A 24221-nucleotide genomic window follows, 5' to 3' on the forward strand; every position below is an offset into this window, starting at 1 on the left:
CAGGCCTGCACAGACAGCCCTCCGAGAGACGACGATGCGCTTCTACGATGAAATGACTCCCGCCGAAGGCGGAGTCCGCCCCCACTACGCGCCGTATGCGCACTGGCTGGCGCAGCAGCCGCCCGACACCATGCGCGCCAAGCGCGAGGAGGCCGAACTGATCTTCCGCCGCGTGGGGATCACTTTCGCGGTGTATGGCGACGAGGCGGGCACCGAGCGGCTCATTCCCTTCGACCTGATTCCGCGCATCATTCCCGCGGCCGAGTGGAAACAGCTCGAAGCCGGGCTGAAGCAGCGCGTGACCGCGCTCAACCGCTTCCTCCACGACGTGTATCACGACCAGGAGATCCTCAAGGCGGGCATCGTGCCGGCCGAGCAGGTGGTCGGCAACGCGCAGTTCCGCCCCGAGATGATGGGCATCGACCTGCCGCACCAGGTGTATGCGCAGATCGCCGGCATCGACATCGTGCGCGCGGAAAACGCCGCGGGCGACGGTGAGTATTACGTGCTCGAAGACAACCTGCGCGTGCCCTCCGGAGTGAGCTACATGCTGGAAAACCGCCGCATGATGATGCGGCTGTTTCCCGAGCTGTTTTCGCGTTACGGCGTCGCCCCGGTGGCGCATTACCCCGACATGCTGCTGGAGAAGCTGCGTGCCGTGGCGCCGCCGGGAGTGAGCGATCCGACGGTGGTCGTGCTCACCCCGGGCATGTACAACTCGGCCTACTTCGAGCACGCGTTTCTCGCGCAGCAGATGGGCGTGGAACTGGTGGAAGGGCAGGATCTGTTCGTCCGGGACGACTTCGTCTACATGCGCACCACACAGGGCCCCCAGCGGGTCGATGTGATCTACCGCCGCATCGACGACGATTTTCTCGATCCCAAGGTGTTCCGCGCCGATTCGGCCATCGGCTGCGCCGGGCTGATGCGCGCCTACCGCGCAGGCAATGTGAACCTGGCCAACGCCATCGGCACCGGGGTGGCGGACGACAAGTCCATCTATCCCTATGTGCCGCGCATGATCGCGTTCTATCTGGGCGAAAAGCCCTTGCTGAACAACGTGCCCACCCGCATGTGCCGCGAGCCCGAGAGCCTGGCGTATGTGCTGGAGCATCTGCCCGACCTGGTGGTCAAGGAAGTGCACGGCGCCGGGGGCTACGGCATGCTGGTCGGCCCGGCGTCCACCCAGGCCGAGATCGCCGCCTTTGCCGAGAAGATCAAGGCGCATCCCGACCACTACATCGCCCAGCCCACGCTGGCGCTGTCCACCTGCCCGACTTATGTCGAGTCGGGCATCGCCCCGCGCCACCTCGACCTGCGGCCCTTCGTGCTGTCGGGCAAGACCGTGTCCATCGTCCCCGGCGGGCTCACCCGCGTGGCGCTGGCGGAAGGATCGCTGGTCGTCAATTCCTCGCAGGGTGGTGGCACCAAGGACACCTGGGTGCTGGAGAAGTAGACCCGCCCGCGCTCCGTCATCTTCCGGCTCAAGGAAACGCCCCATGCTCAGCCGCACCGCCGATCACCTGTTCTGGATGGCCCGTTACACCGAACGCGCCGAAAACACCGCGCGCATGCTCGACGTGCATGTGCAGTCCGCCCTGCTGCCGCAGGGTGCCGAGGCCATGCAACTGGGCTGGCGCGGGCTGCTGGGCATCTCCGAGCTGACCGCCGCCTACACCGAGCGGCATGGCGAGATCGACGCCGACAAGGTGCTCGACTTCATGGTGTGCGACACCAGCAACCCCTCGTCCATCCAGAGTTGCCTGCGCGCCGCGCGCGAGAATGCCCGCGCGGTGCGCGGCGCCATCACCACCGAGGTATGGGAGACGGTCAACCAGACCTGGCTCGAATCGCAGCGCATGCTGGCCAATGGCCTGTGCCGACTGGACCCGGCGCAGTATTTCGAGTGGGTGAAGTACCGCTCGCACCTCTCGCGCGGCGTCACCTCGGGCACCATGCTGCAGGACGAGGCGTATCACTTCCTGCGCATCGGCACCTTTCTGGAGCGCGCCGACAACACCGCACGGCTGCTCGATGTGAAGTTCCACGCGCTGCAGTCCGACTTCCACGGCTCGGTCAATGGCAATGGACGCCTGCAGGAGCACGACTTCTATCACTGGTCGGGCGTGCTGCGCTCGGTTTCGGGGTTCGAGGTCTACCGCAAGGTGTACCGCGACGTCATCACCCCCGAGCGCGTGGCCGGGCTGCTCATCCTGCGGCCTGACATGCCGCGGTCACTGGCGGCCTGCATGATGGCGGTGAACAACCACCTGCGTGCCGTGGCCAACCCGCAGTCGCGCGAAACCCTGCGCCGTGCCGGACTGCTCAATGCCCAGCTGCAGTTCGGTCGGCTCGACGACATCATGGCCACCGGGCTGCATGCCTATCTCACCCATTTTCTGGAACGCATCAACAACCTGGGCGTGGGCATCAGTCAAGACTTTCTGGCCGCCTGATCCAGCATGTCGCGTTCTCTCCTTCACCCAAGGTGCCCGATGTCCATCCACGTCAAGCTCACCCACACCACGACCTACCGCTTCGATCGTCCGGTCGGCATGTCTGCGCATGTGGTGCGGCTGCGCCCTGCGCCGCATTGCCGCACGCCCATTCTGTCTTACAGCCAGCGCGTCGAGCCGACCAGGCATTTCATCAACTGGCAGCAGGACCCGTTCGCCAACTATCTGGCCCGCCTGACCTTTCCCGAAAAGGCGACCCTGCTGCAGATCACGGTCGATCTGGTGGCCGAAATGGCGGTGTACAACCCGTTCGATTTCTTTCTCGAACCCGAGGCCGAGCAATTCCCTTTCAGCTACGCCCCCGAACTCAAGCAGGAACTCGGCCCCTATCTGGCCGCCGACCCGCTGACTCCGCGGCTGGAGGCCCTGCTGGGCAGCATCGACCGCACCCCGCGCCGCACCATCGACTTTCTGGTGGACATCAACCAGCGGTTGCAGCGCGACATTGCCTACACCATTCGCATGGAGCCCGGGGTGCAGACGCCCGAGCAGACCCTTGAACGCGCCTGCGGCTCCTGCCGCGACACCGGCTGGCTGCTGGTGCAGGTGCTGCGCCATCTGGGGCTTGCCGCGCGCTTCGTCTCCGGCTACCTCATCCAGCTCACGCCCGACGTGAAGGCGCTCGACGGCCCCAGCGGTGCCGAGGCCGACTTCACCGATCTGCACGCCTGGTGCGAGGTCTATCTGCCCGGCGCAGGCTGGATCGGCCTCGACCCCACCTCCGGCCTGCTCGCGGGCGAGGGCCACATTCCGCTGGCCTGCACCCCCCAACCCTCGGGCGCCGCGCCGGTCGACGGCATGATCGATGAATGCGAGGTGGAGTTCAGCCACCACATGGAAGTCACCCGCATCTTCGAGTCACCGCGGGTCACCAAGCCCTACACCGACGACCAGTGGCAGGCCGTGCTCACCCTGGGCGAACTGGTCGATCAGGAGTTGAAGAATGGCGACGTGCGCCTCACGCAGGGGGGCGAACCGACCTTTGTCGCCACCACCGACCGCGACGCGCCCGAGTGGAACACCGACGCACAGGGCCCGACCAAGCGCGGGTACGCCGCAGAACTCATCGGCAAGCTGATCAAGCGCTACGGTCCCGGCGGCTTTCTGCACTTTGGCCAGGGCAAGTGGTATCCGGGCGAGCAGTTGCCGCGCTGGGCGCTGTCGGCCGTGTGGCGGCGCGACGGCCAGCCCTGCTGGCACAACCCCGAGCTGTTTGCAGACGAGCGCCTGGGCGGCACCGCCACCCACCTCGACGCGCACACCTTCATCCTCGCCCTGGTCGATACCCTGGGCGTCAACCCGGCGCATGTGCAGACCGGCTTTGAGGACACCTGGTATTACCTGTGGCGCGAGCGCCGACTGCCGCTCAACGTCGATCCCTTCGACTCGCGGGTGGAAGACGAAATGGAACGGGCGCGACTGCGCAAGGTGTTCGACCAGGGGCTGAAAACCCCCACCGGCTACGCCCTGCCGCTGCGGCGCGAGCCGGGTTACCCGGAGCCCAGCGGCCCGAGCTGGATCTCCGGGCCTTGGTTCTTCCGCGACGAACGCATGTACCTGTTCCCCGGCGACTCGGCCATGGGCTGGCGGCTGCCGCTCGACTCCCTGCCCTGGGCCACCGAAGGCGAGCGGGCGTCCGACTGGCCACAAGACCCGTTCGCGCCGCGCCGGTCTCTGCCCACAGCCGTCGCGCTGCGCACCCAGTACGGCCCGATGCACCGCATTGGAGGCGGCTACGCGGAGGGCGGCACCGTCGGGGTGCAACACCAGGGCCCGGATGCACCACGCCGGGGCGCGGGCGCCGGAACCGCGCCGCTGTCCAGCGGCGACGGCCAGCGGATGCGCCCGGGCGACGGAAGGCAGCCCGAACGCTTCGAGTCCGGCGGCTGGATTGTGCGCACCGCGCTGTGCGTGGAGGCGCGCGGCGGCATTCTGTATGTGTTCATGCCACCGCTCACCTCGGCGGAAGACTATCTCGACCTGCTCGCCGCGATCGAGACCACGGCGCAGCGGCTGCAGGTCAAGTTGGTCCTCGAAGGCTATCCACCCCCACGTGACCCGCGCCTGAATCTGCTGCAGGTCACGCCCGATCCCGGGGTCATCGAGGTCAACATCCACCCGGCGCACAACTGGGCCGAACTGGTCGACCAGACCGAGTTTCTCTATCAGGCCGCGTTCGAGACCCGGCTGGGCGCGGAAAAATTCATGCTCGACGGCCGCCACACCGGCACCGGCGGCGGCAACCACGTGGTGCTCGGCGGCGCCACCCCTGCCGACAGCCCCTTCCTGCGCCGCCCGGATCTGCTCGCCAGCCTGCTGGCCTACTGGCACAACCATCCCAGCTTGAGCTATCTGTTCTCCGGCCTGTTCATCGGCCCCACCAGCCAGGCGCCGCGGGTGGACGAAGCGCGCGACGATCAGGTCTATGAGCTCGAGATCGCCCTGGCCGAGCTGCGCGCCAACCGCGCGCGCTACGGGCAGGAGGCGCCCCCGTGGTTCGTCGACCGCACCCTGCGCAACATCCTGATCGACGTCACCGGCAACACCCACCGCAGCGAGTTCTGCATCGACAAGCTCTACAGCCCGGACGGCGCCACCGGGCGGCTCGGCCTGCTGGAGTTGCGCGCCTTCGAGATGCCGCCGCATGCCCGCATGAGCGTGGTGCAGCAACTGTTGCTGCGTGCGCTGATCGCCCGTTTCTGGCACACGCCCTACACCGCCGCGCTGCAGCGCTGGGGCACGGCGCTGCACGACCGCTTCCTGCTGCCCACCTTCATCGCGATGGATTTCGACGACGTGCTCACCGAACTGCGCGAGGCCGGGTTCGACTTCGATCCGCAGTGGTTTGCGCCGCACCACACCTTCCGCTTCCCGCTGCTGGGCGACTTTGCTGTGCGCGGCATGAAGCTGGAGCTGCGCATGGCGCTCGAACCCTGGCATGTGATGGGCGAGGAAGGTGCGGCAGGCGGCACGGTGCGCTATGTCGATTCGTCCCTGGAGCGTCTGGAAGTGAGAATCAGCGGCCTGACCGACAGCCGCCATGTCCTCACCGTCAACGGTCAGGCGGTGCCGCTGCAGCCCACCGGGCGCAGCGGCGAGTATGTCTGCGGCGTGCGCTACCGCGCGTGGCGTCCGCCCTCGGCGCTGCACCCCGGCATTGGCGTGCACGCGCCGCTGACCTTCGATCTGGTCGATACCTGGATGGAGCGCTCGCTCGGCGGCTGCCAGTACCACGTCGAGCATCCGGGCGGCAGCAATCCCACCACCTTCCCGATCAACGCGTACGAGGCCGAAAGCCGCCGCCTGGCGCGCTTTTTCCGCATGGGCCACACGCCGGGCCGCATGCGGGTGGCGCCGGCGCATCCCAGCCTGGAATTCCCCTTCACCCTGGATTTGCGAACGGGACGTGGAGTTTGACCGGAATCGGGGGATGCGCCGTGCTGCGCTGGCCTCCCCCGCATGCCACAATGCCATATGGTCAGCCTGTTCCAATCTCCATCACAATCGCAGGGCCAGTCCAATGCGGGCGACGACTGCGCCGCGCTCGCCCGTGACCTGGCGGCCCCGGTCATCCCCGGACATTGGGATGAATTGCGTGGCAGTGTGTCCGACGGCCTGGCAGGTGCGCCGCTGGCCCCGTTGTGGGATCAGTTCTTTCGCCTGCTCGGCCCAGGCGGCTTCGACAGCCTGAGCACCCGCCAGCAGCAGTTGCTGCAGCAGATTCACGACGACGGCGTGACCTACAACGTCCATGCCGACGCCGCGCAGGCGGTGCGGGCCTGGTCGGTCGATCTGTTCCCGCTGCTGGTCGATTCCGCCTCCTGGAAGCAGATTTCAACCGGAGTTGCGCAGCGTGCCGCGCTGCTCAACACCATCCTGGCCGACATTTACACGGGGCCGCAGCGCACCCTCAAGGAAGGCTTGCTGCCGCCCGCGCTGGTGCAGGGTCACCCGGGCTACCTGCGCGCGGTGCACGGCCACGCGCCGCCGGGCAAGATCTGGCTGCACATTGCCGCCTTCGATCTGGCGCGGGGGCCAGACGGCGTCTGGCGCGTGGTCAACCAGCGGGTGCAGGCGCCGTCCGGCCTGGGCTATCTGCTGGAAAACCGCATCCTCATCTCCCGCCTGTTCCCGGAGGCGTTCAGCCAGCTCAAGGTGCAGCGTCTGGCCGCCAGCTACCGGCTGCTGATGGACACCTTGCTGCGGCTGTCGCCCGGCGGCGTGGGAAGCCGCGTGGTGCTGCTCACCCCCGGCCCGTACAGCGAGACGTATTTCGAGCAGGTGTATCTGGCGCGGTATCTGGGCATCACCCTGGCCGAGGGCAGCGACCTCACGGTGCGCGCAGACCGGCTGTTCCTCAAGACCCTGCGCGGTCTGGAGCCGGTGCACGTGATCCTGCGGCGGCTGGACGACAGCTTCTGCGACCCGCTGGAGCTGCGCCCCGACTCGATGCTGGGCGTGGCCGGGCTGCTGCAGGCGGTACGCGCGGGCAACGTGCTCATGGCCAACGCGCTGGGCGCGGGCTTTCTCGAATCGACCGCGGTGCAGGGCTTCTTGCCCAAGCTGTGCCAAACCCTGCTGGGCGAACCGCTCAAGCTGCCTTCGCTGCCCACCTGGTGGTGCGGCGAGCCGGGGGTCTGCGACAAGCCGCTGGACGATCTGCGCAACTGGGTGGTCAAGCCGGTGCATGCCGATTGCGGCTTCGAGCCCACGGTGATGTCCAGCCTGGACTTCGGCCAGCTGCCGCCGTGGCGCGAGCGGGTGCAGTCCAACCCGGCACTGGTCACGCTGCAGCAGTATCAACCCCTGCCGCATGTGCCGGTGTGGAGCAATGACCGCCTCGCCGCCCGTGCGGCCATGCTGCGGGTCTATGCCATTTCCGACGGCCAGGGCGGCTGGCGGGTGCTGCCCGGCGGGCTGGTGCGCACCGCGCCGCGCGGCGGCAACACGGTGTCGATGCAGCGCGGCGGCAGCAGCCAGGACGCCTGGATCATCACCGGCGACGCGGTGGACGACTCCACCCTGCTGCCCGCGCCCATGCGCCCGCAAGACCTGGTCAACCACCACCGCGTGGTCACCAGCCGCGCGGCAGAAAATCTGTACTGGCTGGGCCGCTACTGCGAGCGCGCCGAATTCAGCGCGCGGCTGGCGCGCATCACCCTGCGGGCGCTGTCGGGCGACGACGACATGGGCCCGGCCGTGCGCGACATGCTCGACCAATGGTGCCGCAGCACCGGCCTGATCGCGCAGGACGCGCCCGAACTCAGCGACAACGCGCAGGGCTTCGAGCGCTGCATCGTGCGCGGCCTGACGCCCGGGCCGCATCAGGGCGGCATCGTGCAGAACCTGCAGGCGCTGGGCAACGCCGCCGCGCAGGTGCGCGAGCGGCTGGGCGGCGATCACCGGCAGTGGATCGCCTCGGCCACCGCGCTCGAACTCCTGCCTGCGAGTGCGCGGCGCGAGGAACTGCAATCCACCCAGGCGCTGCGCGGGCTGGAGCAACTCACCGAGGTGCTCAGCGCCATCACCGGCGCGCAGACCGACCGCATGACCCGCGACGACGGCTGGCGGCTGCTGAGCATCGGCCGTCACATCGAGCGTCTGCTGCTGCTTGGCGACGCGCTCATCGTGGCCTTCCGCAGTGGCGCGGTGCACAGCGACAGCGGCTTCAACCTGCTGCTGGCGCTGTTCGACAGCACCATCACCTACCGCGCGCTCTACCAGAAGCGGCTGGAAATTCCGCCCCTGCTCGACCTGCTGATGCTCGACCGCGAAAACCCCCGCGCCCTGGGCTGGGTGGCGCAGACCCTGCGGGCGCGCATGGCCAAGCTGCCAGCCAGCGCCGAGGACAAGGCCGCGCTGCTCGCGCTCGCCCCCGATCCGGACGACTGGCACCTGCCCGAGCTGTGCACCCATACCAACGAATCCCACTACAACTGGCTGGATCTCACCCTCACCCAGGCCATCGACGGCGCCTGGCGGCTGTCCGACGAGATCAGCCGCCGCTACTTCGCCCATGCCAACGCCCCCGACCGCACCCTGGGCGGCTATTGAGCGCCCCGCCTCTGCACCCCATGAACATCCCCTCAACCGACGCCCCTGCGCCACCTGCGTCCGACGATGTGCTCTACCGCGTGGTGCACGAAACCGCCTACGCCTACGCCACCCCGGTGGAGCTGGCGCACCACCTTGCGCACCTGTGCCCGCTCGACCATGCGGCGCAGGAACGGCTCGACTACGTGTGCGAGATGCATCCCGAGCCGGAGCATCGCCACAGCGATGTCGACGTGTTCGGCAACCAGCGCGAATTCTTCGCCTACTACAGCCCGCACGACACCCTGAGCGTGCGCGCGGTCAGCCTGGTGCGGGTTCGCACGCCGCGCGCCGCCGACTGGTCGGCCAGCCCCGCGTGGGACACTGTGCGCGAACAACTGCTCTACCGTGCGGGCAAGCCCTATGTGGCCGAGGCCCAGTACACCTTCGGCACGCATTTCTCTCCACTGTTCGCCGCTGCAGCCACCTACGCCCAACCCAGCTTTCCCGCCGGACGGCCGCTGCTGGATGGCGCACTCGACCTGATGCACCGCATCCACGCCGACTTCACCTACAACCCCGACAGCACCGAGGTGCAGACCCGCGCCCCGCAGGCGCTGGAGCTGCGCGCCGGGGTCTGCCAGGACTACGCCCATGTGATGATTTCCGCGCTGCGCAGCCTGGGACTGGCCGCGCGCTACATCAGCGGCTATCTGCGCTCACACCCCCGGGCCGGAGAGGAACAACTCGTCGGCGCCGACGCCTCGCACGCCTGGGTGGCGGTCTGGTGTCCGGTCAACGGCTGGGTGGAATTCGACCCGACCAACAACCGCCAGCCCGCGGCCGACTATGTGCGCATCGCGATGGGCCGCGATTTCGCCGATGTGTCGCCGCTGCGCGGCGTCATCCGCGGTGGCGGCGAACACACCCTCAAGGTCGGCGTGCATGTCAGCGCAGTGCGCGCAGACTGACCGCCGCCGCTGCATCAGGGCTGTTCAGGTTCGCAGCCGATTGAGCGACTGCAGTTCATAGATCAGCCGGGTGCGCACGCCGTTGATCGACAGGGTGTCTTCAATGCCCTTGACCGCACGGCCTGCGGCGGGCGCATACCAGTAATGGGTCATCACGGTTGCCTGCGCTGCGGTGTAGTGGCCCTGCAGGCGGTAGGCGTGAAACGTCCCGGCGGGCACGGTGACGGTCTGCTCGGCCTCCACGCTCACGCTCACGCCCAGCTTGGTGTGCAGCTCCCATTCGGGCTGGCTTTGCGTGACCACGTCCTTCCAGTTCTTGCCCACGCTCAGCGGAAACACGAACTGCGGAAATGCCGGGCTGTACTGGATGGCCTCGCCCGGCACGATCTCGCGCGACAGCAGGTCGAACTGGTTTGAGTAGATGTTCTTCAGCGCGGGCGAACCGGCCTTGTTGGTGCGCTGCACCTGCACATGCACTTCGCCGTTCGGCCCGATGTGCGTCACCTCGTTGGCCATGATCAGGCCCGGGTCACCGCGGTCGATTTCTTCCTGCGTGCGGGTCACATACACCCAGCGGTCGCCGAGGCGGATGTCGGGCAGATTCATCGTGGTCTCCTGGACGGGTTGAATGGTGGCAAGATTCTGCCCGCGCGCTCAGCCTGCCGCTGTGGGCGCCGAAAAATCCGCGCACCTGAAGGGGATCAGTCCGTGTCCGCGTAGAACCCGGCACGCCGGGTGCCGCGCGGCGCCTCGCCTTGCACTGCGGCGTTGATCGCGGCGATGTGCTCCGGCGTGGTGCCGCAGCAACCGCCGACGATGTTGACCAGGCCCTCGGCGGCAAACTCGTGCAGCAGCCGCGAGGTCACGTCTGGCGTTTCGTCGAAGCCGGTGTCGCTCATCGGGTTGGGCAGCCCGGCGTTGGGGTAGCAACTGATGAAGGTGTCGGGCGCGGCCTTGGCCAGTTCCTGCAGGTACGGCCGCATCAGCGCTGCGCCCAGCGCGCAGTTCAGGCCCACGGCCAGCGGCTGCGCATGCCGCACGCTGGACCAGAACGCGGTGACCGTCTGGCCAGACAGAATGCGCCCGGAGGCGTCGGTGACCGTGCCGCTGATGATGATGGGCAGGCGCTCGCCGGTCTCCTCGAACACCTCGTCCACGGCGAACAGCGCGGCCTTGGCGTTGAGGGTGTCGAAAATGGTTTCCACCAGAATCACATCGGCACCGCCACGAATCAGTGCCCGCGTCTGCTGCCCATAGGCGACGCGCAAGGTCTCGAAATCGACATTGCGCGCGCCGGGGTCGTTCACGTCCGGGCTGATGCTCGCGGTCTTGGGCGTGGGGCCCAGCGCGCCGGCGACAAAGCGCGGCTTGTCCGGGGTGCTGAACTTGTCGCAGGCGGCGCGCGCCAGCCGGGCCGAGGTCTCGTTCATCTCGTCGACCAGCTCGGCCATGCCGTAATCGTCCTGCGCCACGGTGGTCGCGCCGAAGGTGTTGGTCTCGATGAGGTCGGCGCCCGCGGCCAGATAGCCCTCGTGAATGTCGCGGATGATCTGCGGCTGGGTCAGGCTGAGCAGTTCGTTGTTGCCCTTGACGTCGCGCGGCCAGTCCTTGAAGCGCTCGCCGCGGTACTGCGCCTCGCTGAGCTTGAAGCGCTGGATCATGGTGCCCATGGCACCGTCGAGGATCACGATGCGCTGCTTCAGCAGTGCGGGCAGCTGCGCGGCGCGGGTGTAGGGCCGTTGTTCGGGAGGATGAATGGTGACCATCCCGGCATGGTAGAGGCAAACCGCCCGTGGCTGTCGCGCTGCGCGCCTGCGTTGCCGAGCGACCGCACCTTCTGCTACCACAACCCGCAGGGTCACGTTTTGTTGCAACGCAATGTGCTTGCGCGCCGTTAAGATCGCGCCGTGATGCGTGCCACCTTTCGCCAGTTTGCCTCGTTGCCGTCCTCCGCCCGCCTGATCTGGCTGGTGGTCTTGGCATTGGCGCTGCAGCCCCTGGCCTGGGCGCAGCAGCCAGCGGCGCAATGGGTGACGTTGCCGTATTGCACCACCAGCGCGGCGCCCGCCGCACATGCTGCGGCAAGGCCCACCGATGCCGCGCGCGACCATGCGCACCATCTGCAGGTGTTGCTCAACCCCGCTGCCGCGCTGAATGCCACCGGGTCGCAGTGGGCCCTGCCTGCGGCACCCACTGCGACGGTGGCGCTCGCCGTGCATACCGCGCAGCCAGACTTACCCGAGCCCGCAGCACCCCGCGCTGCCTCGCTGCGGCAACGCCCGCAACAACCCCGCGCGCCGCCGCAGATCTCCTGATCCGTTCCAACCGCAGCCGCTGCGTTCAACGCGGCGCTGTCCCCTGCCCGCGTCCGCGGGCGATGTGAACCGACTGGAGCACTCTTCATGCGCCCTTTTTTGCGCCCCACCACGCGCACGCTGCTGGCCCTTGCCTGCGGCGCCAGCGCCCTCGCCCTTCCTCTTACCGCGCAGGCCTGCGCCACCTGCGGCTGCAGCCTGAGCACCGACGCGGCAATGGGTTATTCCGCCGCCCCGGGCTGGCGGGTGAACCTGCAATATGACTTCATCAACCAGAACCAGCTGCGCAGCGGCACGCACGCGGTCTCGGCGGCCGGCGTCGCCGCGCTCAACCCGGATGCCGGCCAGGAGGTCGAGCACGACACCATCAACCGCTACCTCACGCTGGGCATCGGTTACAGCCCCAGCCCGGACTGGAATTTCAACCTCCAAATCCCGTACATCGACCGCAGCCACACCACATACGGCGCGGCCACGCCGGATCAGCTCACCCCGGACAACCTCAGCGGCGCGACGGTCTCCAGCCTGGGCGATGTCAAGTTCATCGCCGCCTGGCAGGGGCTGCTGCCGACGCACAACCTCGGGTTTCAGCTCGGCGTGAAGCTGCCCACCGGGCGCTACGGCGGCCCGAACGCCGACGGCACCGGGGTGGTCGGGCGCAACCCTGTGGCGTTCAGCCGCGGGCCCAACGCACAGCAGCCCTCACCGGGCAATCTGCTCGACACCAGCCTGCAGCCGGGAACAGGCAGCACCGACCTGATCGTGGGCGCCTATGCCTATCAGCCGATCAGCCAGAACTTCGATGCCTTCGTCAACGGCCAATTCCAGGCCGCCGTCGCGCACCGGCTGAACGCGCCCGGCGCAGACTACCGCCCGGGCAACCTCGCCAGCCTGAGCTTTGGCTTGCGCTATGAAGCGCACCCCGACTGGGTGCCGCAGCTGCAGGTCAACCTCACGCACAAAAGCCACGACCAGGGCGCGCTGGCCGACACCGCCGATACCGCAGGCACCGTGGCCTACCTCAGCCCCGGCCTGTCGGTCACGGTGGCCAAGGGCTGGCAGGCGTATGGATTCGTGCAGTTGCCGGTCTACAGCCAGCTCGACGGCGATCAACTCTTCCCGCGCTGGACAGCCAGCCTGGGAATCAGTACGGCGTTTTAAGCTCTCATTTGTTTCCTCATCCGCTTCGTCTCCACTGGAGTTCACCATGCGTTCAAGTTCTTCTCTTTCTCGCACCGCACTGCGCGGCCTCGCCGCAGGCGTGCTCAGCCTGGGGCTGCTCGGCTCTGCCCTTGCTGCAGGCATTCAGGTGACGGATGCCTGGATCCGCTGGCTGCCGTCCAACCTGCCGGCCGGTGGCTATGCCAAGGTCACCAACGACACCGACAAGGAGGTCAAGCTGATCGGCGCGTCCAGCCCGAAATACGGCATGGTCATGCTGCACCAGACGATGAACAAGAACGGCATGTCGAACATGGTGCATGTCGACGCCATCGCCATCGCGCCGCACAAGAGCATGGCCTTCACCCCGGGCGACTATCACATCATGCTCATGCAGCCCAAGCCGGGCATCGAGCCGGGACAGAAGGTGCCCGTCACGCTGAAATTCTCGGACGGCCAGTCGGTGACCACCGAGTTCGAGGTGCGCAAGCCCACCGCCACCGGCCCCGGCGACATGAAGGGCATGGACATGGACCACATGCACGGCATGAAGCACTGAGCTGCAAGGCCATGACCGGTTTGTCCCGACGCGCGCTGCTGCAGCGGAGTGGCCTGCTCGGCCTGAGCGCCCTCGGCTGGCGAATGCAGGCTGCGTGGGCGGATGGCTTGACCATCGGCCAGCCCGCACCGACCGCAGTGCTGCACACCCTGGACGGGCGGACCCTGTCCACGGCCGACATGCGCGGACAGGTCGTCATCCTCACCTTCTGGGCAACCTGGTGCGACCCCTGCCGGGAGGAGCTTCCCCTGCTCTCGCGCTACGCCGCCGCGCATGCGGCGCAGGGCCTGCGGGTGCTGGGCTTCTGTCTGGATGGGGCCGACCGAATGGCGCAGGTGCGCGCCGTGGCCGAGACCCTGTCCTTTCCCGTTGGTCTGCTGCCCAGCCCGTGGTTCGGTGCCTATGGCCGCATCTGGCGCATTCCGGTGAGCTTCGTGATCGACCGCGCCGGTCGCCTGGCCGACAACGGCTGGAACGACCCGCATCCGGCGTGGACGCAAGAGCGGCTGCAGCGCGTGATCGGGCCGCTGCTCGCCTGAGCTTGCGCCTCAGTGCATGAAGCCGATGCGGGACTGACGCCGCAGACGCTCGAAATCGAAGTCCTTGGCGGCCAGCTCGGTGCGACCATCGAGCTTGGCCGCGCCGAAGGCATTGAGCAGCAGGCGGCGCAGCTCACGCGGCTTGCAATGCTGCAGCCCGTCGAGCACGGCGTCGCCCGGCTCCTCGGGAAACGCCGCGCCCCAGTCATGGCTGCTGCGGATCTCGCGGTACAGGGTGCTGGCGATCTTCCGCGTGCCCTCGGCATCCGGCGGGGGGATGTCGTACACATTGAGCCGGTTGAGAATCGGCTCGGGAATCTGGCTGGCGTCGTTGGCGGTCGCGATCCAGATCACGCTGCTGCAGTCGATCGGCACCTCGGCGAACTCGTCGGTGAAGGCGCGTGCGGTGTCCGCCTCGAGCAGGCTGTAGAGCGCGCCCAGCGGGTCGTACTGCGCATGTCCCGCGGCCTTGTCGATCTCGTCGATCACCAGCACGGGGTTGGCATATTCGCCGCCCACCAGCGTGTCGAACACCTTGCCCGGACGTGCGTTTTTCCACTGCGACGACGCGCCCGACAGAATCCACCCGGCGGTGAGCGCATTCATCGGCGCCACCGCGCAGGTAGTGCCCAGCAGCGCCGACACCCGCCGGGCAAAGTGTGTCTTGCCGATGCCCGGGTCGCCCAGCAGCAGCATGGGCATGATTTCCACCGGATCGCGGCTGTCGGCGCACAGCGCCACGCTGCGCTGGATGTCGCGCAGCGGCGCGCCGAAATTGGGCAGTTCGGCACAGAGCTGTTCCACCTGCGGCGCGTCCTGCGGCTTGATCGCCAGCCGCTCGCCACCTGTGGCGAGCATGCGCTGGTAGGTGCCGCGCAGCGTCTCGTTGGCATCGGGGCCCATCGCCTGGAGCTTGCGCTCCACGGCGCTGACGTCGAACACGGTTTTGTAGGCGGCAACGGCAAGCATGGGGTTCTCCTCAAAGCAGGTTGATCGAAACAAGCATCAACCATGCCTGCATCATCGGCACAAACCGGCTGCGGTTCAAGAGAGCAAACCATGCGCCCCATCACCCAAAGGGTCGGAGCGTGAAAAACTGCGCAATCACTCAGATTTCGACCTGCGTGCCCAGCTCCACCACGCGGTTGGGCGGGATGCGGAAGTAGTCGGACGCGTCCTGCGCGTTGCGGCTCATCCACGAGAACAGCACCTCGCGCCACAGCGCCATGCCGGGCAGCTTGGACGGGATGATGGTCTGCCGCGCGAGGAAAAACGAGGTTTCCATCAACTGGAATTCCAGGCCATACAGCCGCTCACACTCCTTGAGCAGGCGCTGGATGTCGGGCTCGTCCTGAAAGCCCAGTTCGACATGCAGCAGGTAGATGCCTTCTTCCATCGGCGTGAGCTTGAGCCCCTGCTCGGGCGGCACATGCGGCACGTCCATGGTCTGCGCCGAGAGGAAGAACACCCGTTCGTGCAGCACCTTGTTGTGCTTGAGGTTGTGCAGCAGCGCATGCGGCACCGTGGTGGCACTGGGGGTGAGGTAGATGGCCGTGCCCTCCACCCGCGTGGGTGGGTAGGTGGACAGGCTGGAGACGAAGTCCTGCAGATTCAGCGCATGTTCCTCGAGCTGGCGGCGCAGCAGGGTGCGGCCGCGCTTCCAGGTGGCCAGCAAGGTGTAGATCACCGCGCCGAACAGCAGCGGAAACCAGCCGCCGTGGTCGATCTTGAGCGCGTTGGACGACAGAAACGCCAGATCGATCAGCGCGAACAGGCCGAACACGACATTGGCCTTGGTCGCACTCCAGCCCCAGCGGTGCTGCGCAATCATCCAGATGAACGCGGTGGTGACGATCATGGTGATGTTCACCGCGATGCCATAGGCCGCAGCGAGGTTCTCGGCGGTCTTGAAACTCAGCACCAGCAGGATGACGAAGATCAGCAGCAGCCAGTTGATGAACGGCACATAGATCTGGCCCTGGTTTTCCTCGTTGGTGAACAGCACCCGCATGCGCGGCAGGTAGCCGAGCTTGATCGCCTGGGTGGTGATCGAGTAGGCGCCGGTGATGACCGCCTGCGATGCGATGATGGTGGCGGCAGTCGCCAGCAACAGCAGCGGCCACAGCGCCCATTGCGGCGCCAGATAGAAGAACGGGTTTTTGGTCGCCTCGGGATGGGCGAGCACCAGCGCGCCTTGACCAAAGTAGTTGAGCACCAGCCCGGGCATGACCAGGAAAATCCACGCCAACTGGATGGGCTTGCGGCCGAAGTGCCCCATGTCGGCATACAGCGCCTCGCCGCCGGTCAGCACCAGGAACACCGCGCCCAGCAGAATGAGCGCCACGCCGGGTTCGCGCGCGAACAGTTCGGCGCCGTAATACGGGTTGATCGCCAGCAGCACGGTGGGATTCTGCACCACCTGCGCCAGTCCAAGCAGGCCGATGGCGGTGAACCACAGCAGCATGATGGGGCCGAAAAACCGCCCGACCAGCGCCGTGCCGTGCTTTTGCACCACGAACAGCCCCACCAGAATGCCGGCCGTGATGGGCACGATCCAGTCATTGAAAATCGGCGTGGCCACGCTGATGCCTTCGATGGCCGACAGCACCGAAATGGCCGGGGTGATGACGCTGTCGCCGTAGAACATCGACGCCCCGATCAGCCCGAGGGTGATGGCCGCAGTACGGCCGCGCGTGCCCTTGGCGTAGCGTCGCATCACCAGCGCCATCAGCGCCAGAATGCCGCCTTCTCCGTCGTTGTCGGCACGCAGCACCAGCAGCACATACTTGATCAGCACGATCAGGGTCAGCGCCCAGAAGATCAGCGACAGCACGCCCAGAATGTTGTCCGGGCTGTAGGGCACGCCGTGATCGGGGCTGAACGCCGTCTGAAACGCATAGAGCGGACTGGTGCCGATGTCGCCATACACCACGCCCAGCGCGCCGAGGCTGAGCGCGGCCATGGCGGCCTTGTGTTCAGACGAGGAGGAAGAGTCAGTCTGCATGAGGAGTGTGCGGAGCCGCGCCCGCGCGCTGAGGAATGCGCGTCGCAGAATAGTCCATTCCATCCGCGCAGCGCGGCCGGGCCGTTCGGGCTGTTGGTTTTGCGCTGCAGCAATTGCACTGCACCGGCGCCATCCCTTGCCGCAGATCAAAACCCTGTGTCCTGCTTTGCGCAAACATTCATTCATTATGATGAATCAATCTCTCGACTTCCAGCCCGAGCTGCTCCAGCGTTTCGACATCTCCGGCCCGCGCTACACCTCCTACCCCACTGCCGACCGCATGCACTCCGGGTTTGGCTCCAGGGACTACGCCGAAGAACTGCGCCGCCGCGCACAGCGCCCTGGCGAGCCGGTGTCGCTGTATTTCCACATTCCGTTCTGCGAGACCCTGTGCTACTACTGCGGCTGCAACAAGATTCCCACCAAGAATCACGCGCGGTCGGCCCCGTACCTCGACAGCGTCGAGAAAGAGCTGGGCCTGATCGCCAGCATTCTGCAGACCCGCCTGCCGGCCACCCAACTGCACTGGGGCGGCGGCACCCCCACCTTCCTGAATGACGACGAAGCCGCGCGGCTGATGGACATGACGCGCGCGCACTTCGATCTGCAGCCGGGTGGCGAATTTTCCATCGAGATCGATCCGCGCAAGGTCGACGAGAGGCGGGTTGCGCATCTCGGACGGCTTGGCTTCAACCGCATGAGCGTGGGCGTGCAGGACTTCGCCCCCGAGGTGCAGCAGGCGGTCAACCGCATCCAGAGCGTGGAAGAAACCCGGCTGGTGATCGACGCCGCGCGTGCCAATGGCTTCTCGTCCATCAGCCTGGACCTGATCTACGGCCTGCCGTTCCAGAACCTCGAATCGTTTGGCCGCACCCTCGATCAGGTTCTGGCGCTGTCTCCGGATCGCCTGTCGCTCTACAGCTATGCCCACCTGCCGCACATCTTCAAGCCGCAGCGCCGCATCAACCCCGAAGACCTGCCCAGCCCCGAGGTCAAGCTCGGCCTGCTGGGACTGGCCATCCGGCGGCTGGAGGAGGCGGGTTACGTCTACATCGGCATGGATCATTTCGCCAAGCCGGACGACGAACTCGCCCGCGCCCAACGCGCGGGCAAGCTGCACCGCAACTTCCAGGGCTACTCCACCCAGGCCGAGCTCGATCTGCTGGCCTTTGGCGTGTCCAGCATTTCGAACGTGGGCAATTGCTACGCGCAAAACGCCAAGACCATTGACGAATACACCGAGATGCTGGCGTTCGACAAGCTGCCCACTGCGCGCGGCGTGCATCTCACCCCGGAAGACCATCTGCGGCGCGCGGCCATCCAGCGGCTGATGTGCGATTTCCACCTGGACCTGAACGCCCTGTCGGCGGAGTACGGCGTGGATGCGAAGGCAACCTTCGCCGCCGATCTGCAGCGTCTCAATCCACTGGAAGAAGCCGGTCTGGTGACCCGCGAGGGCGCAGAGGGACTGCATGTGCATGTCACGCCGCAAGGCCGTCTGCTGGTGCGGGTGGTGGCCATGCAGTTCGACGGCTATCTGCACCAGCCCCGCGAGCAACTGCTGCAGCCGCGCTACTCCAGGGTGATCTGATCGGCCCGGGGGCACGGCCCGCCGATAATGGAGGCCACGCCCCCTTCCTTCACGCCCCGATGAATCTGGTCAAGCCTCTGATCGCGTTGCTCGCGATCGTCAACCCTCTGGGCATCATCCCGTTTTTCATTTTGTTCACCGAGAGTTTCTCCAAGGAACAGAAAAAAAAGACCATCCTGGTCAGTTCGATCTCGGCATTTCTGGTCATTGCCATCAGCACCCTGGTCGGCGCCGATCTGCTGCACTTTTTCGGCATCTCCATACCGTCATTCCAGGTCGGTGGCGGCATGTTGCTGCTGATTTCCGCGATCAGCATGCTCAACGCCAAGACCGGCGCAACCAAATCCACCAGCGATGAAGTGGAAGAGGCCGCCGATCGCGCCAGCGTGGCCGTGGTGCCGCTGACCATCCCGCTGCTCACCGGCCCGGCCACCATCAGTACGGTCATCATCTACGCCAGCAACACCCATCACTGGTGGCAACACGCGGTGCTGATTGGCTACGGCGTGGTCATTGCCGGTGCGGCGGCGCTGAGTTTTCTGGCGGCAGAACCGATTGCACGTTTTCTGGGCAAAACCGGCATCAACGTGATGACGCGACTGATGGGTCTGATTCTCTCCGCGTTGTCCGTCGAGATGATGAGTGACGGCCTGCTCAAGCTGTTTCCGGGCCTGGGGCGCTAGGTCTGCTCCATTTCAGTGCGCTCAGGGTTCCCCCTAGTGCGTGTCGCGCACAAAATTTGAACAATGTTTCCAGTTGCTCGGGATACCCTCCCGTGCACCCCGATCAGAGGGACTGAGGAGACGAAAAACCGGCATGTCCGGTCTTTACACTACAGACTCGCTGCCCAAGCTGGCTCACCGGGCAGCACCCCGAGGCGTCGCGAACATCCGTTCCGGCGCCTTTTTATTTGCTTTTCTGGTTCTGCTCTCCACCACCCCGCAGGTTTTCCATGGAATTGATTCTGCTCGGCCTGGCCGCGCTGTTCGCCGGTTTTGTGGATGCCATCGTGGGCGGCGGTGGTCTGGTTCTCGTCCCTGCGCTGTTCGCCGCCTTCCCCGACACCACGCCCGCCACCCTGTTTGGCACCAACAAGGCCGGTGCCATCTGGGGCACCTCGGCGTCGATGTGGTCGTATGTGCGCCGGGTGCAGCCGCCATGGACCACCATTCTGCCGGCCACCCTCGCGGCGTTTATCGGCGCACTTTGCGGCGCCTGGCTGATCACCCAGGTGAAATCGAGCGACTTCCGCCAGGCCCTGCCCTTCATTTTGCTGGCCGTCCTGCTCTATACCCTCAAGCGCAAGGATCTGGGGCATCACCACAAGCCCCACCTCAGCGGCCTTGCCGAGCGCGCCCTGGCCCTCGGTGGCGGCTTGTTGATCGGGTTCTACGACGGCTTTTTCGGCCCGGGAACGGGGAACTTTCTGATCTTCCTGTTCGTGCGCGGATTTGGCTTTGATTTTTTGCATGCGTCGGCCAGCGCCAAGGTCGTCAACGTCGCCTGCAATCTGGCCGCGCTGCTGGTGTTTGCCAGCAAGGGCCATGTGATGTGGCAGTATGCGGCGCTGATCGCGCTGTGCAATATCGCAGGCAGCCTGCTGGGAACCCGGCTGGCCCTGCGCCGCGGCACGCATTTCGTGCGTGGCATGTTTTTGCTGGTCGTCGCGGCCTTGATTCTGAAAACCGCCCACGATGCGTTTTTCTGAACGCCCATGAAAAAGGCGCCGCTTGTTGCCAAGCGGCGCCCAGGCCATCCAGCGAGCGACGGCTGGAGTTACTTTTTCATCGGGCAGGTGTTCATGCCAATGATGGAATACAGCGGGCAGAACTTGAACAGACCCGTGAACAGGGGCACAACGCCGATCCAGCCCCAGACGCCGATGGTGCCCATCAGGGTCAAGGCGATCAGAACAATACCCACAACGATGCGCAGAATGCGATCAATCCCACCGACATTGAATTTCATGGCCTACTCCTGGAAAGAAACAATGCTGCGATTGGACACCTTTTTCCGTGACTGCACAGTGACCGCAGTCACACGCGGAGCCTGACGGCTCCCCGCATCACCCTGCAATCTCTCCGGCCGCCACCTGGCGCAGGACGGCCGGTTGCAGGATATCGATCTTTTCACGGGACAGCCCAACCCAGCCCGCAGACTCAAAGCGCTTGAGCAGGCGCGTGACCATTTCGCGCGCCGTGCCCAGACGGTCTGCCAACTGTTGATGCGTGCTCAACACACGCGGCCCCTGCCCCAGCAGCGCCTGCGCCAGGCGCTGATCCAGACGGTGAAAGGCCAACGCGTCGATCAGCGCGGTGAGGTCGGCCATGCGCGTGGCAAACTGACCGAGCACGAACTGCCGAAACGCGGGAACGCGCTGCAGCCAGCTTTCAAAGAGATCGGGACGAATCATCCACAGCGCGCCGTCCGTCTGCATTTCCGCGTGCGCGGACAGCGCCTCGCCTGAAAACAGACTGGCGGACGACACCAGACAAATCTCCCCCGGGGTGAGGCGGTACATCTCCAGCTGCCGCCCCGAGGGTGCCATGCGGAATACCCGCGCCTCACCTGCCAGCACCAGCGGGAAGCCACCACAGCTTGCTCCGGGCGCAAACAACTGCGCACCGCGCGGCACTTGCATGACTGCACCGCCCGCCGACCACTCGGCATCCAGCTCGACCGCCGGAACCGCAGAGAGTGCAGGGTAAAGAGTTTGGATGTCAGTCAGTGTTTGCATGGACAATGGATGGCGGCGAGTGGGTGCGGACGCGACGGGCGATGTTTCACGTGAAACAAAGCCCCTCAAGCCGGTTTCGCAGGGTTAACCCGCATAAAATGACTCGATTGAGGAGAGACACGTGGATTATCCCCGTAACTTTGATGTCGTTGTCATCGGCGGCGGGCATGCCGGGACGGAAGCGGCATTGGCCGCCGCGCGCATGGGATGCGCGACCCTGTTGCTCACGCACAATATCGAGACTCTGGGCCAGATGTCTTGCAATCCGTCCATTGGCGGCATTGGCAAGGGGCATCTGGTCAAGGAGATCGACGCGCTCGGCGGCGCCATGGCCGAGGCCACCGACGAAGCCGGCATCCAGTTTCGCATTCTCAACGGCAGCAAGGGACCAGCGGTGCGCGCCACACGCGCGCAGGCCGACCGGCAGCTCTACAAGCGCGCCATCCGCGGGCGACTGGAAAATCAACCCAATCTCTGGTTGTTCCAGCAAGCTGCGGATGACCTGCTGGTCGAGCCCACCGGCACCGGCGAGCGGGTCACGGCGGTCGTCACGCAGACCGGCATTCGCTTTCGCACCCGGACCGTAGTGCTGACTGCGGGCACCTTTCTCGATGGCAAGGTGCATATCGGCCTCGACCACTACGCCGCAGGACGCGCGGGCGATCCGCCCGCGCTGCGCCTGTCCGCACGACTCAAGGCATTGCAGCTGCCGCAGGGTCGCCTCAAAACCGGCACGCCGGCGCGCATTGACGGCCGTTCCATCGATTTTTCCAAGCTCATCGAGCAGCCGGGCGACCTCAACCCCATGCCGGTGTTCAGCTTTCTCGGCACACCCGATCAGCATCCCACGCAGGTGGCGTGCTGGATCACGCACACCACCGAGCGCACGCACGAGATCATCCGCGCCGGACTGGATCGCAGCCCGATGTTCACCGGTGTGATCGAGGGCGTGGGGCCGCGCTATTGTCCGAGCATCGAAGACAAGATTCACCGCTTCGCGGACAAGGCGTCGCATCAGGTCTTTCTGGAGCCGGAGGGGCTGCAGACCAATGAGTTTTACCCCAACGGCATTTCCACCAGCCTGCCCTTCGATGTCCAGATCGACATGGTGCGCTCCATTCCCGGGCTGGAAAACGCGCATCTGCTGCGCCCGGGCTATGCCATCGAATACGACTATTTCGACCCGACCGCCCTCAAGACCTCGCTGGAAACCAAGGCGATCGATGGATTGTTCTTTGCCGGGCAGATCAACGGCACCACAGGTTACGAAGAGGCCGCCGCACAGGGCCTGCATGCTGGCATCAACGCCGCGCTGCAGGTCCAGGGCCGCGAGCCGTGGTGTCCGCGACGCGATCAAGCCTACCTGGGTGTGCTGGTCGACGATCTGGTGACCAAGGGCGTGAGCGAGCCGTATCGCATGTTCACCAGCCGGGCCGAATACCGTCTCAGCCTGCGCGAAGACAACGCCGATCTGCGGCTGACCGAAATCGGCCGCAGCCTCGGCGTGGTGAGCGACGCGCGCTGGGATGCGTTCTGCCGCAAGCGCGACGCCATCGAGCGCGAAGTCCAGCGCCTGCGCGCCACCTGGGTGACGCCGCAAACGCTGCCGCCCGAGCAGGCGCAGGCGCTGCTGGGCAAGCCCATCGAACGGGAATACAACCTGGCCGATCTGCTGCGACGCCCTGAATTGCGCTATGACACGCTGACGCAGTTCCCCCACCCCGGCTTCGCGCCGGACGCGCCATTGGCCGACGCGGAGCGCGAGCAGGTCGAGATTCAGATCAAGTACGCCGGTTACATCGACCGGCAGCAGGAAGAAGTGGCGCGCGCTGCGCAGTATGAATCGCTGCGCCTGCCGGCTGACCTCAATTACCGCGAAGTCACCGGACTGTCGATCGAGGTGCAGCAAAAGCTCAATCAAGCGCGCCCGGAAACATTGGGTCTGGCCTCGCGCCTGTCGGGCATGACGCCAGCCGCCGTCTCCCTGCTGTTGATTCACCTGCGCAAAGGGGTGCTCAAGCAGGCACTGCGTCTGGAAAAGGATGCCGCCGCGTGAGTGCGCCCGCAGCACGCGCGGCAACCGCGTTTTCAGTCGAGGATTTTCTGCAACACACGCTGCAGACCCTCGGCCTTGCGTTCAACGCACGGCAACAGCAGCAACTGCTCGATTACACCGCCCTGCTGCAGCGCTGGAATCGCGTGTTCAACCTCACCGCCGTGCGCGATGTGGAAGGCATCGCCCGTTTGCATCTGGCGGATTGCCTTGCGGCCCTGCCTGCGCTGCAGCGCCGCGCGCCGAAGCGCATTCTCGATGTCGGCTCGGGCGGTGGGCTGCCCGGCATCATCCTGGCCATCGGCCTTCCCGAGACCACGGTCCATCTGGTCGACACGGTGCAGAAAAAATGCGCCTTCCTGCAACAAACCTGCGGCACTCTGGGCCTGCAGAACGCCCAGGTACATCATGCCCGGGTCGAGACTCTGCAGGACGCCACCGGATTTGACTGCATCACCAGCCGCGCCTTCAGCGATCTTGCCTTGCTGGTTCGCAGCACCGCCCACCTGCTCGCCTCGGGGGGGCATTGGTGCGCGATGAAGGGCCAGGTTCCGCAGGATGAAATAGCCGCCCTTCCGCCCGGCATCTCGGCGCAAGTCGACATCCTGAAGGTTCCGGGGCTGAGTGCGCAGCGCTGTCTGGTCTGGCTGCAGACGCAATCTTCTGACTGAACCACGACGGCGCTGCGCGGGCCTCCGGCACAATACGGCCTGGCTGGGCACGGCCCGCCACTGTTTCACGT

20 protein-coding genes are annotated in these 24221 nt (G+C 66.0%); 14 read left to right on the forward strand and 6 right to left on the reverse strand.

What is annotated here, in order from left to right; translation table 11 throughout:
• Positions 1 to 34 precede the first annotated feature (34 nt).
• From AC1ZQA_RS15790 to AC1ZQA_RS15810, 5 genes are read left to right on the forward strand one after another with little or no spacing between them, the layout of a single operon-like run.
• Positions 35 to 1456: a circularly permuted type 2 ATP-grasp protein gene (locus AC1ZQA_RS15790; RefSeq protein ID WP_482677778.1), complete on the forward strand. Its 1422-nt coding sequence runs from the start codon at positions 35 to 37 to the stop codon at positions 1454 to 1456.
• A gap of 43 nt (positions 1457 to 1499) precedes the next feature.
• Positions 1500 to 2456 (forward strand): alpha-E domain-containing protein, encoded by a 957-nt coding sequence (locus AC1ZQA_RS15795; protein ID WP_482677779.1) that lies wholly within the window; start codon positions 1500 to 1502, stop codon positions 2454 to 2456.
• Between the two features lie 39 nt (positions 2457 to 2495).
• Positions 2496 to 5933, forward strand: a complete 3438-nt coding sequence (locus AC1ZQA_RS15800; RefSeq protein ID WP_482677780.1) for a transglutaminase family protein — start codon at positions 2496 to 2498, stop codon at positions 5931 to 5933.
• A 57-nt stretch (positions 5934 to 5990) separates the two neighbouring features.
• Positions 5991 to 8570: a circularly permuted type 2 ATP-grasp protein gene (locus tag AC1ZQA_RS15805; protein ID WP_482679352.1), complete on the forward strand. Its 2580-nt coding sequence runs from the start codon at positions 5991 to 5993 to the stop codon at positions 8568 to 8570.
• A 20-nt stretch (positions 8571 to 8590) separates the two neighbouring features.
• The gene (locus tag AC1ZQA_RS15810) at positions 8591 to 9520 is read left to right on the forward strand and encodes a transglutaminase family protein (RefSeq protein ID WP_482677781.1); all 930 of its coding nucleotides are present in this window, start codon (positions 8591 to 8593) and stop codon (positions 9518 to 9520) included.
• Between the two features lie 24 nt (positions 9521 to 9544).
• On the opposite strand, the gene AC1ZQA_RS15815 is transcribed toward AC1ZQA_RS15810, so the two are convergent.
• Positions 9545 to 10126: a hypothetical protein gene (locus AC1ZQA_RS15815; RefSeq protein WP_482677782.1), complete on the reverse strand. Its 582-nt coding sequence runs from the start codon at positions 10124 to 10126 to the stop codon at positions 9545 to 9547.
• Positions 10127 to 10221: 95 nt separating this feature from the next.
• Positions 10222 to 11286 carry a homocysteine S-methyltransferase family protein gene (locus AC1ZQA_RS15820; RefSeq protein ID WP_482677783.1) on the reverse strand — a complete coding sequence of 355 codons (1065 nt, stop codon included), beginning with the start codon at positions 11284 to 11286 and terminating at the stop codon, positions 10222 to 10224.
• A 144-nt stretch (positions 11287 to 11430) separates the two neighbouring features.
• On the opposite strand from AC1ZQA_RS15820, the gene AC1ZQA_RS15825 reads away from it, so the two are divergent.
• The 4 genes from AC1ZQA_RS15825 to AC1ZQA_RS15840 all read left to right on the forward strand — a co-directional run bounded on the left by AC1ZQA_RS15825 (position 11431) and on the right by AC1ZQA_RS15840 (position 14094).
• Entirely contained in the window at positions 11431 to 11835 is a 405-nt protein-coding gene (locus AC1ZQA_RS15825; protein WP_482679353.1) for a transcriptional regulator algP, read from the forward strand.
• A gap of 87 nt (positions 11836 to 11922) precedes the next feature.
• Positions 11923 to 12996 carry a transporter gene (locus tag AC1ZQA_RS15830; protein WP_482677784.1) on the forward strand — a complete coding sequence of 358 codons (1074 nt, stop codon included), beginning with the start codon at positions 11923 to 11925 and terminating at the stop codon, positions 12994 to 12996.
• Between the two features lie 46 nt (positions 12997 to 13042).
• Positions 13043 to 13555: a copper chaperone PCu(A)C gene (locus AC1ZQA_RS15835; protein ID WP_482677785.1), complete on the forward strand. Its 513-nt coding sequence runs from the start codon at positions 13043 to 13045 to the stop codon at positions 13553 to 13555.
• 11 nt (positions 13556 to 13566) lie between these two features.
• Positions 13567 to 14094, forward strand: a complete 528-nt coding sequence (locus tag AC1ZQA_RS15840; RefSeq protein ID WP_482677786.1) for a TlpA disulfide reductase family protein — start codon at positions 13567 to 13569, stop codon at positions 14092 to 14094.
• Between the two features lie 9 nt (positions 14095 to 14103).
• Here AC1ZQA_RS15840 and AC1ZQA_RS15845 read toward each other — a convergent pair whose 3' ends face one another.
• Positions 14104 to 15063, reverse strand: coding sequence for an AAA family ATPase (locus AC1ZQA_RS15845; RefSeq protein ID WP_482677787.1), 960 nt, complete (start codon positions 15061 to 15063; stop codon positions 14104 to 14106).
• Positions 15064 to 15202: 139 nt separating this feature from the next.
• On the reverse strand, positions 15203 to 17098 hold the full coding sequence (locus tag AC1ZQA_RS15850) for a potassium transporter Kup (protein ID WP_482677788.1): 1896 nt from the start codon (positions 17096 to 17098) through the stop codon (positions 15203 to 15205).
• Between the two features lie 187 nt (positions 17099 to 17285).
• On the opposite strand from AC1ZQA_RS15850, the gene hemN reads away from it, so the two are divergent.
• The 3 genes from hemN (at position 17286) to AC1ZQA_RS15865 (ending at position 20397) form a co-directional block, all read left to right on the forward strand.
• The gene (gene hemN / locus AC1ZQA_RS15855) at positions 17286 to 18689 is read left to right on the forward strand and encodes an oxygen-independent coproporphyrinogen III oxidase (RefSeq protein WP_482677789.1); all 1404 of its coding nucleotides are present in this window, start codon (positions 17286 to 17288) and stop codon (positions 18687 to 18689) included.
• A 59-nt stretch (positions 18690 to 18748) separates the two neighbouring features.
• Complete coding sequence (locus AC1ZQA_RS15860) at positions 18749 to 19372, forward strand: MarC family protein (RefSeq protein ID WP_482677790.1); 624 nt, start codon at positions 18749 to 18751, stop codon at positions 19370 to 19372.
• A gap of 269 nt (positions 19373 to 19641) precedes the next feature.
• Complete coding sequence (locus AC1ZQA_RS15865) at positions 19642 to 20397, forward strand: sulfite exporter TauE/SafE family protein (protein WP_482677791.1); 756 nt, start codon at positions 19642 to 19644, stop codon at positions 20395 to 20397.
• Positions 20398 to 20465: 68 nt separating this feature from the next.
• Here AC1ZQA_RS15865 and AC1ZQA_RS15870 read toward each other — a convergent pair whose 3' ends face one another.
• A complete protein-coding gene (locus tag AC1ZQA_RS15870; protein WP_482677792.1) occupies positions 20466 to 20657 on the reverse strand; it encodes a YgaP family membrane protein in 192 nt (63 codons plus the stop codon).
• Positions 20658 to 20754: 97 nt separating this feature from the next.
• Positions 20755 to 21426 carry a Crp/Fnr family transcriptional regulator gene (locus tag AC1ZQA_RS15875; RefSeq protein WP_482677793.1) on the reverse strand — a complete coding sequence of 224 codons (672 nt, stop codon included), beginning with the start codon at positions 21424 to 21426 and terminating at the stop codon, positions 20755 to 20757.
• A 121-nt stretch (positions 21427 to 21547) separates the two neighbouring features.
• Between AC1ZQA_RS15875 and mnmG the strand changes: the two genes are divergently transcribed.
• Complete coding sequence (gene mnmG / locus AC1ZQA_RS15880) at positions 21548 to 23482, forward strand: tRNA uridine-5-carboxymethylaminomethyl(34) synthesis enzyme MnmG (protein WP_482677794.1); 1935 nt, start codon at positions 21548 to 21550, stop codon at positions 23480 to 23482.
• The gene (gene rsmG, locus AC1ZQA_RS15885) at positions 23479 to 24150 is read left to right on the forward strand and encodes a 16S rRNA (guanine(527)-N(7))-methyltransferase RsmG (protein WP_482677795.1); all 672 of its coding nucleotides are present in this window, start codon (positions 23479 to 23481) and stop codon (positions 24148 to 24150) included. The genes mnmG and rsmG overlap by 4 nt, the downstream gene beginning before the upstream one ends.
• The last annotated feature ends 71 nt before the right edge of the window (positions 24151 to 24221 follow it).

The organism is Thiomonas sp. DCM-2, from assembly GCF_056820905.1.

What these genes read in the sequence shown, in the direction of transcription:
- AC1ZQA_RS15790 (WP_482677778.1), top strand. Translation starts at nt 35, where the DNA reads ATGCGCTTCTACGATGAAATGACTCCCGCCGAAGGCGGAGTCCGCCCC.
- AC1ZQA_RS15795 (WP_482677779.1), top strand. Translation starts at nt 1,500, where the DNA reads ATGCTCAGCCGCACCGCCGATCACCTGTTCTGGATGGCCCGTTACACC.
- AC1ZQA_RS15800 (WP_482677780.1), top strand. Translation starts at nt 2,496, where the DNA reads ATGTCCATCCACGTCAAGCTCACCCACACCACGACCTACCGCTTCGAT.
- AC1ZQA_RS15805 (WP_482679352.1), top strand. Translation starts at nt 5,991, where the DNA reads ATGGTCAGCCTGTTCCAATCTCCATCACAATCGCAGGGCCAGTCCAAT.
- AC1ZQA_RS15810 (WP_482677781.1), top strand. Translation starts at nt 8,591, where the DNA reads ATGAACATCCCCTCAACCGACGCCCCTGCGCCACCTGCGTCCGACGAT.
- AC1ZQA_RS15815 (WP_482677782.1), bottom strand. Translation starts at nt 10,126, where the DNA reads ATGAATCTGCCCGACATCCGCCTCGGCGACCGCTGGGTGTATGTGACC.
- AC1ZQA_RS15820 (WP_482677783.1), bottom strand. Translation starts at nt 11,286, where the DNA reads ATGGTCACCATTCATCCTCCCGAACAACGGCCCTACACCCGCGCCGCG.
- AC1ZQA_RS15825 (WP_482679353.1), top strand. Translation starts at nt 11,431, where the DNA reads ATGCGTGCCACCTTTCGCCAGTTTGCCTCGTTGCCGTCCTCCGCCCGC.
- AC1ZQA_RS15830 (WP_482677784.1), top strand. Translation starts at nt 11,923, where the DNA reads ATGCGCCCTTTTTTGCGCCCCACCACGCGCACGCTGCTGGCCCTTGCC.
- AC1ZQA_RS15835 (WP_482677785.1), top strand. Translation starts at nt 13,043, where the DNA reads ATGCGTTCAAGTTCTTCTCTTTCTCGCACCGCACTGCGCGGCCTCGCC.
- AC1ZQA_RS15840 (WP_482677786.1), top strand. Translation starts at nt 13,567, where the DNA reads ATGACCGGTTTGTCCCGACGCGCGCTGCTGCAGCGGAGTGGCCTGCTC.
- AC1ZQA_RS15845 (WP_482677787.1), bottom strand. Translation starts at nt 15,063, where the DNA reads ATGCTTGCCGTTGCCGCCTACAAAACCGTGTTCGACGTCAGCGCCGTG.
- AC1ZQA_RS15850 (WP_482677788.1), bottom strand. Translation starts at nt 17,098, where the DNA reads ATGCAGACTGACTCTTCCTCCTCGTCTGAACACAAGGCCGCCATGGCC.
- hemN (WP_482677789.1), top strand. Translation starts at nt 17,286, where the DNA reads ATGATGAATCAATCTCTCGACTTCCAGCCCGAGCTGCTCCAGCGTTTC.
- AC1ZQA_RS15860 (WP_482677790.1), top strand. Translation starts at nt 18,749, where the DNA reads ATGAATCTGGTCAAGCCTCTGATCGCGTTGCTCGCGATCGTCAACCCT.
- AC1ZQA_RS15865 (WP_482677791.1), top strand. Translation starts at nt 19,642, where the DNA reads ATGGAATTGATTCTGCTCGGCCTGGCCGCGCTGTTCGCCGGTTTTGTG.
- AC1ZQA_RS15870 (WP_482677792.1), bottom strand. Translation starts at nt 20,657, where the DNA reads ATGAAATTCAATGTCGGTGGGATTGATCGCATTCTGCGCATCGTTGTG.
- AC1ZQA_RS15875 (WP_482677793.1), bottom strand. Translation starts at nt 21,426, where the DNA reads ATGCAAACACTGACTGACATCCAAACTCTTTACCCTGCACTCTCTGCG.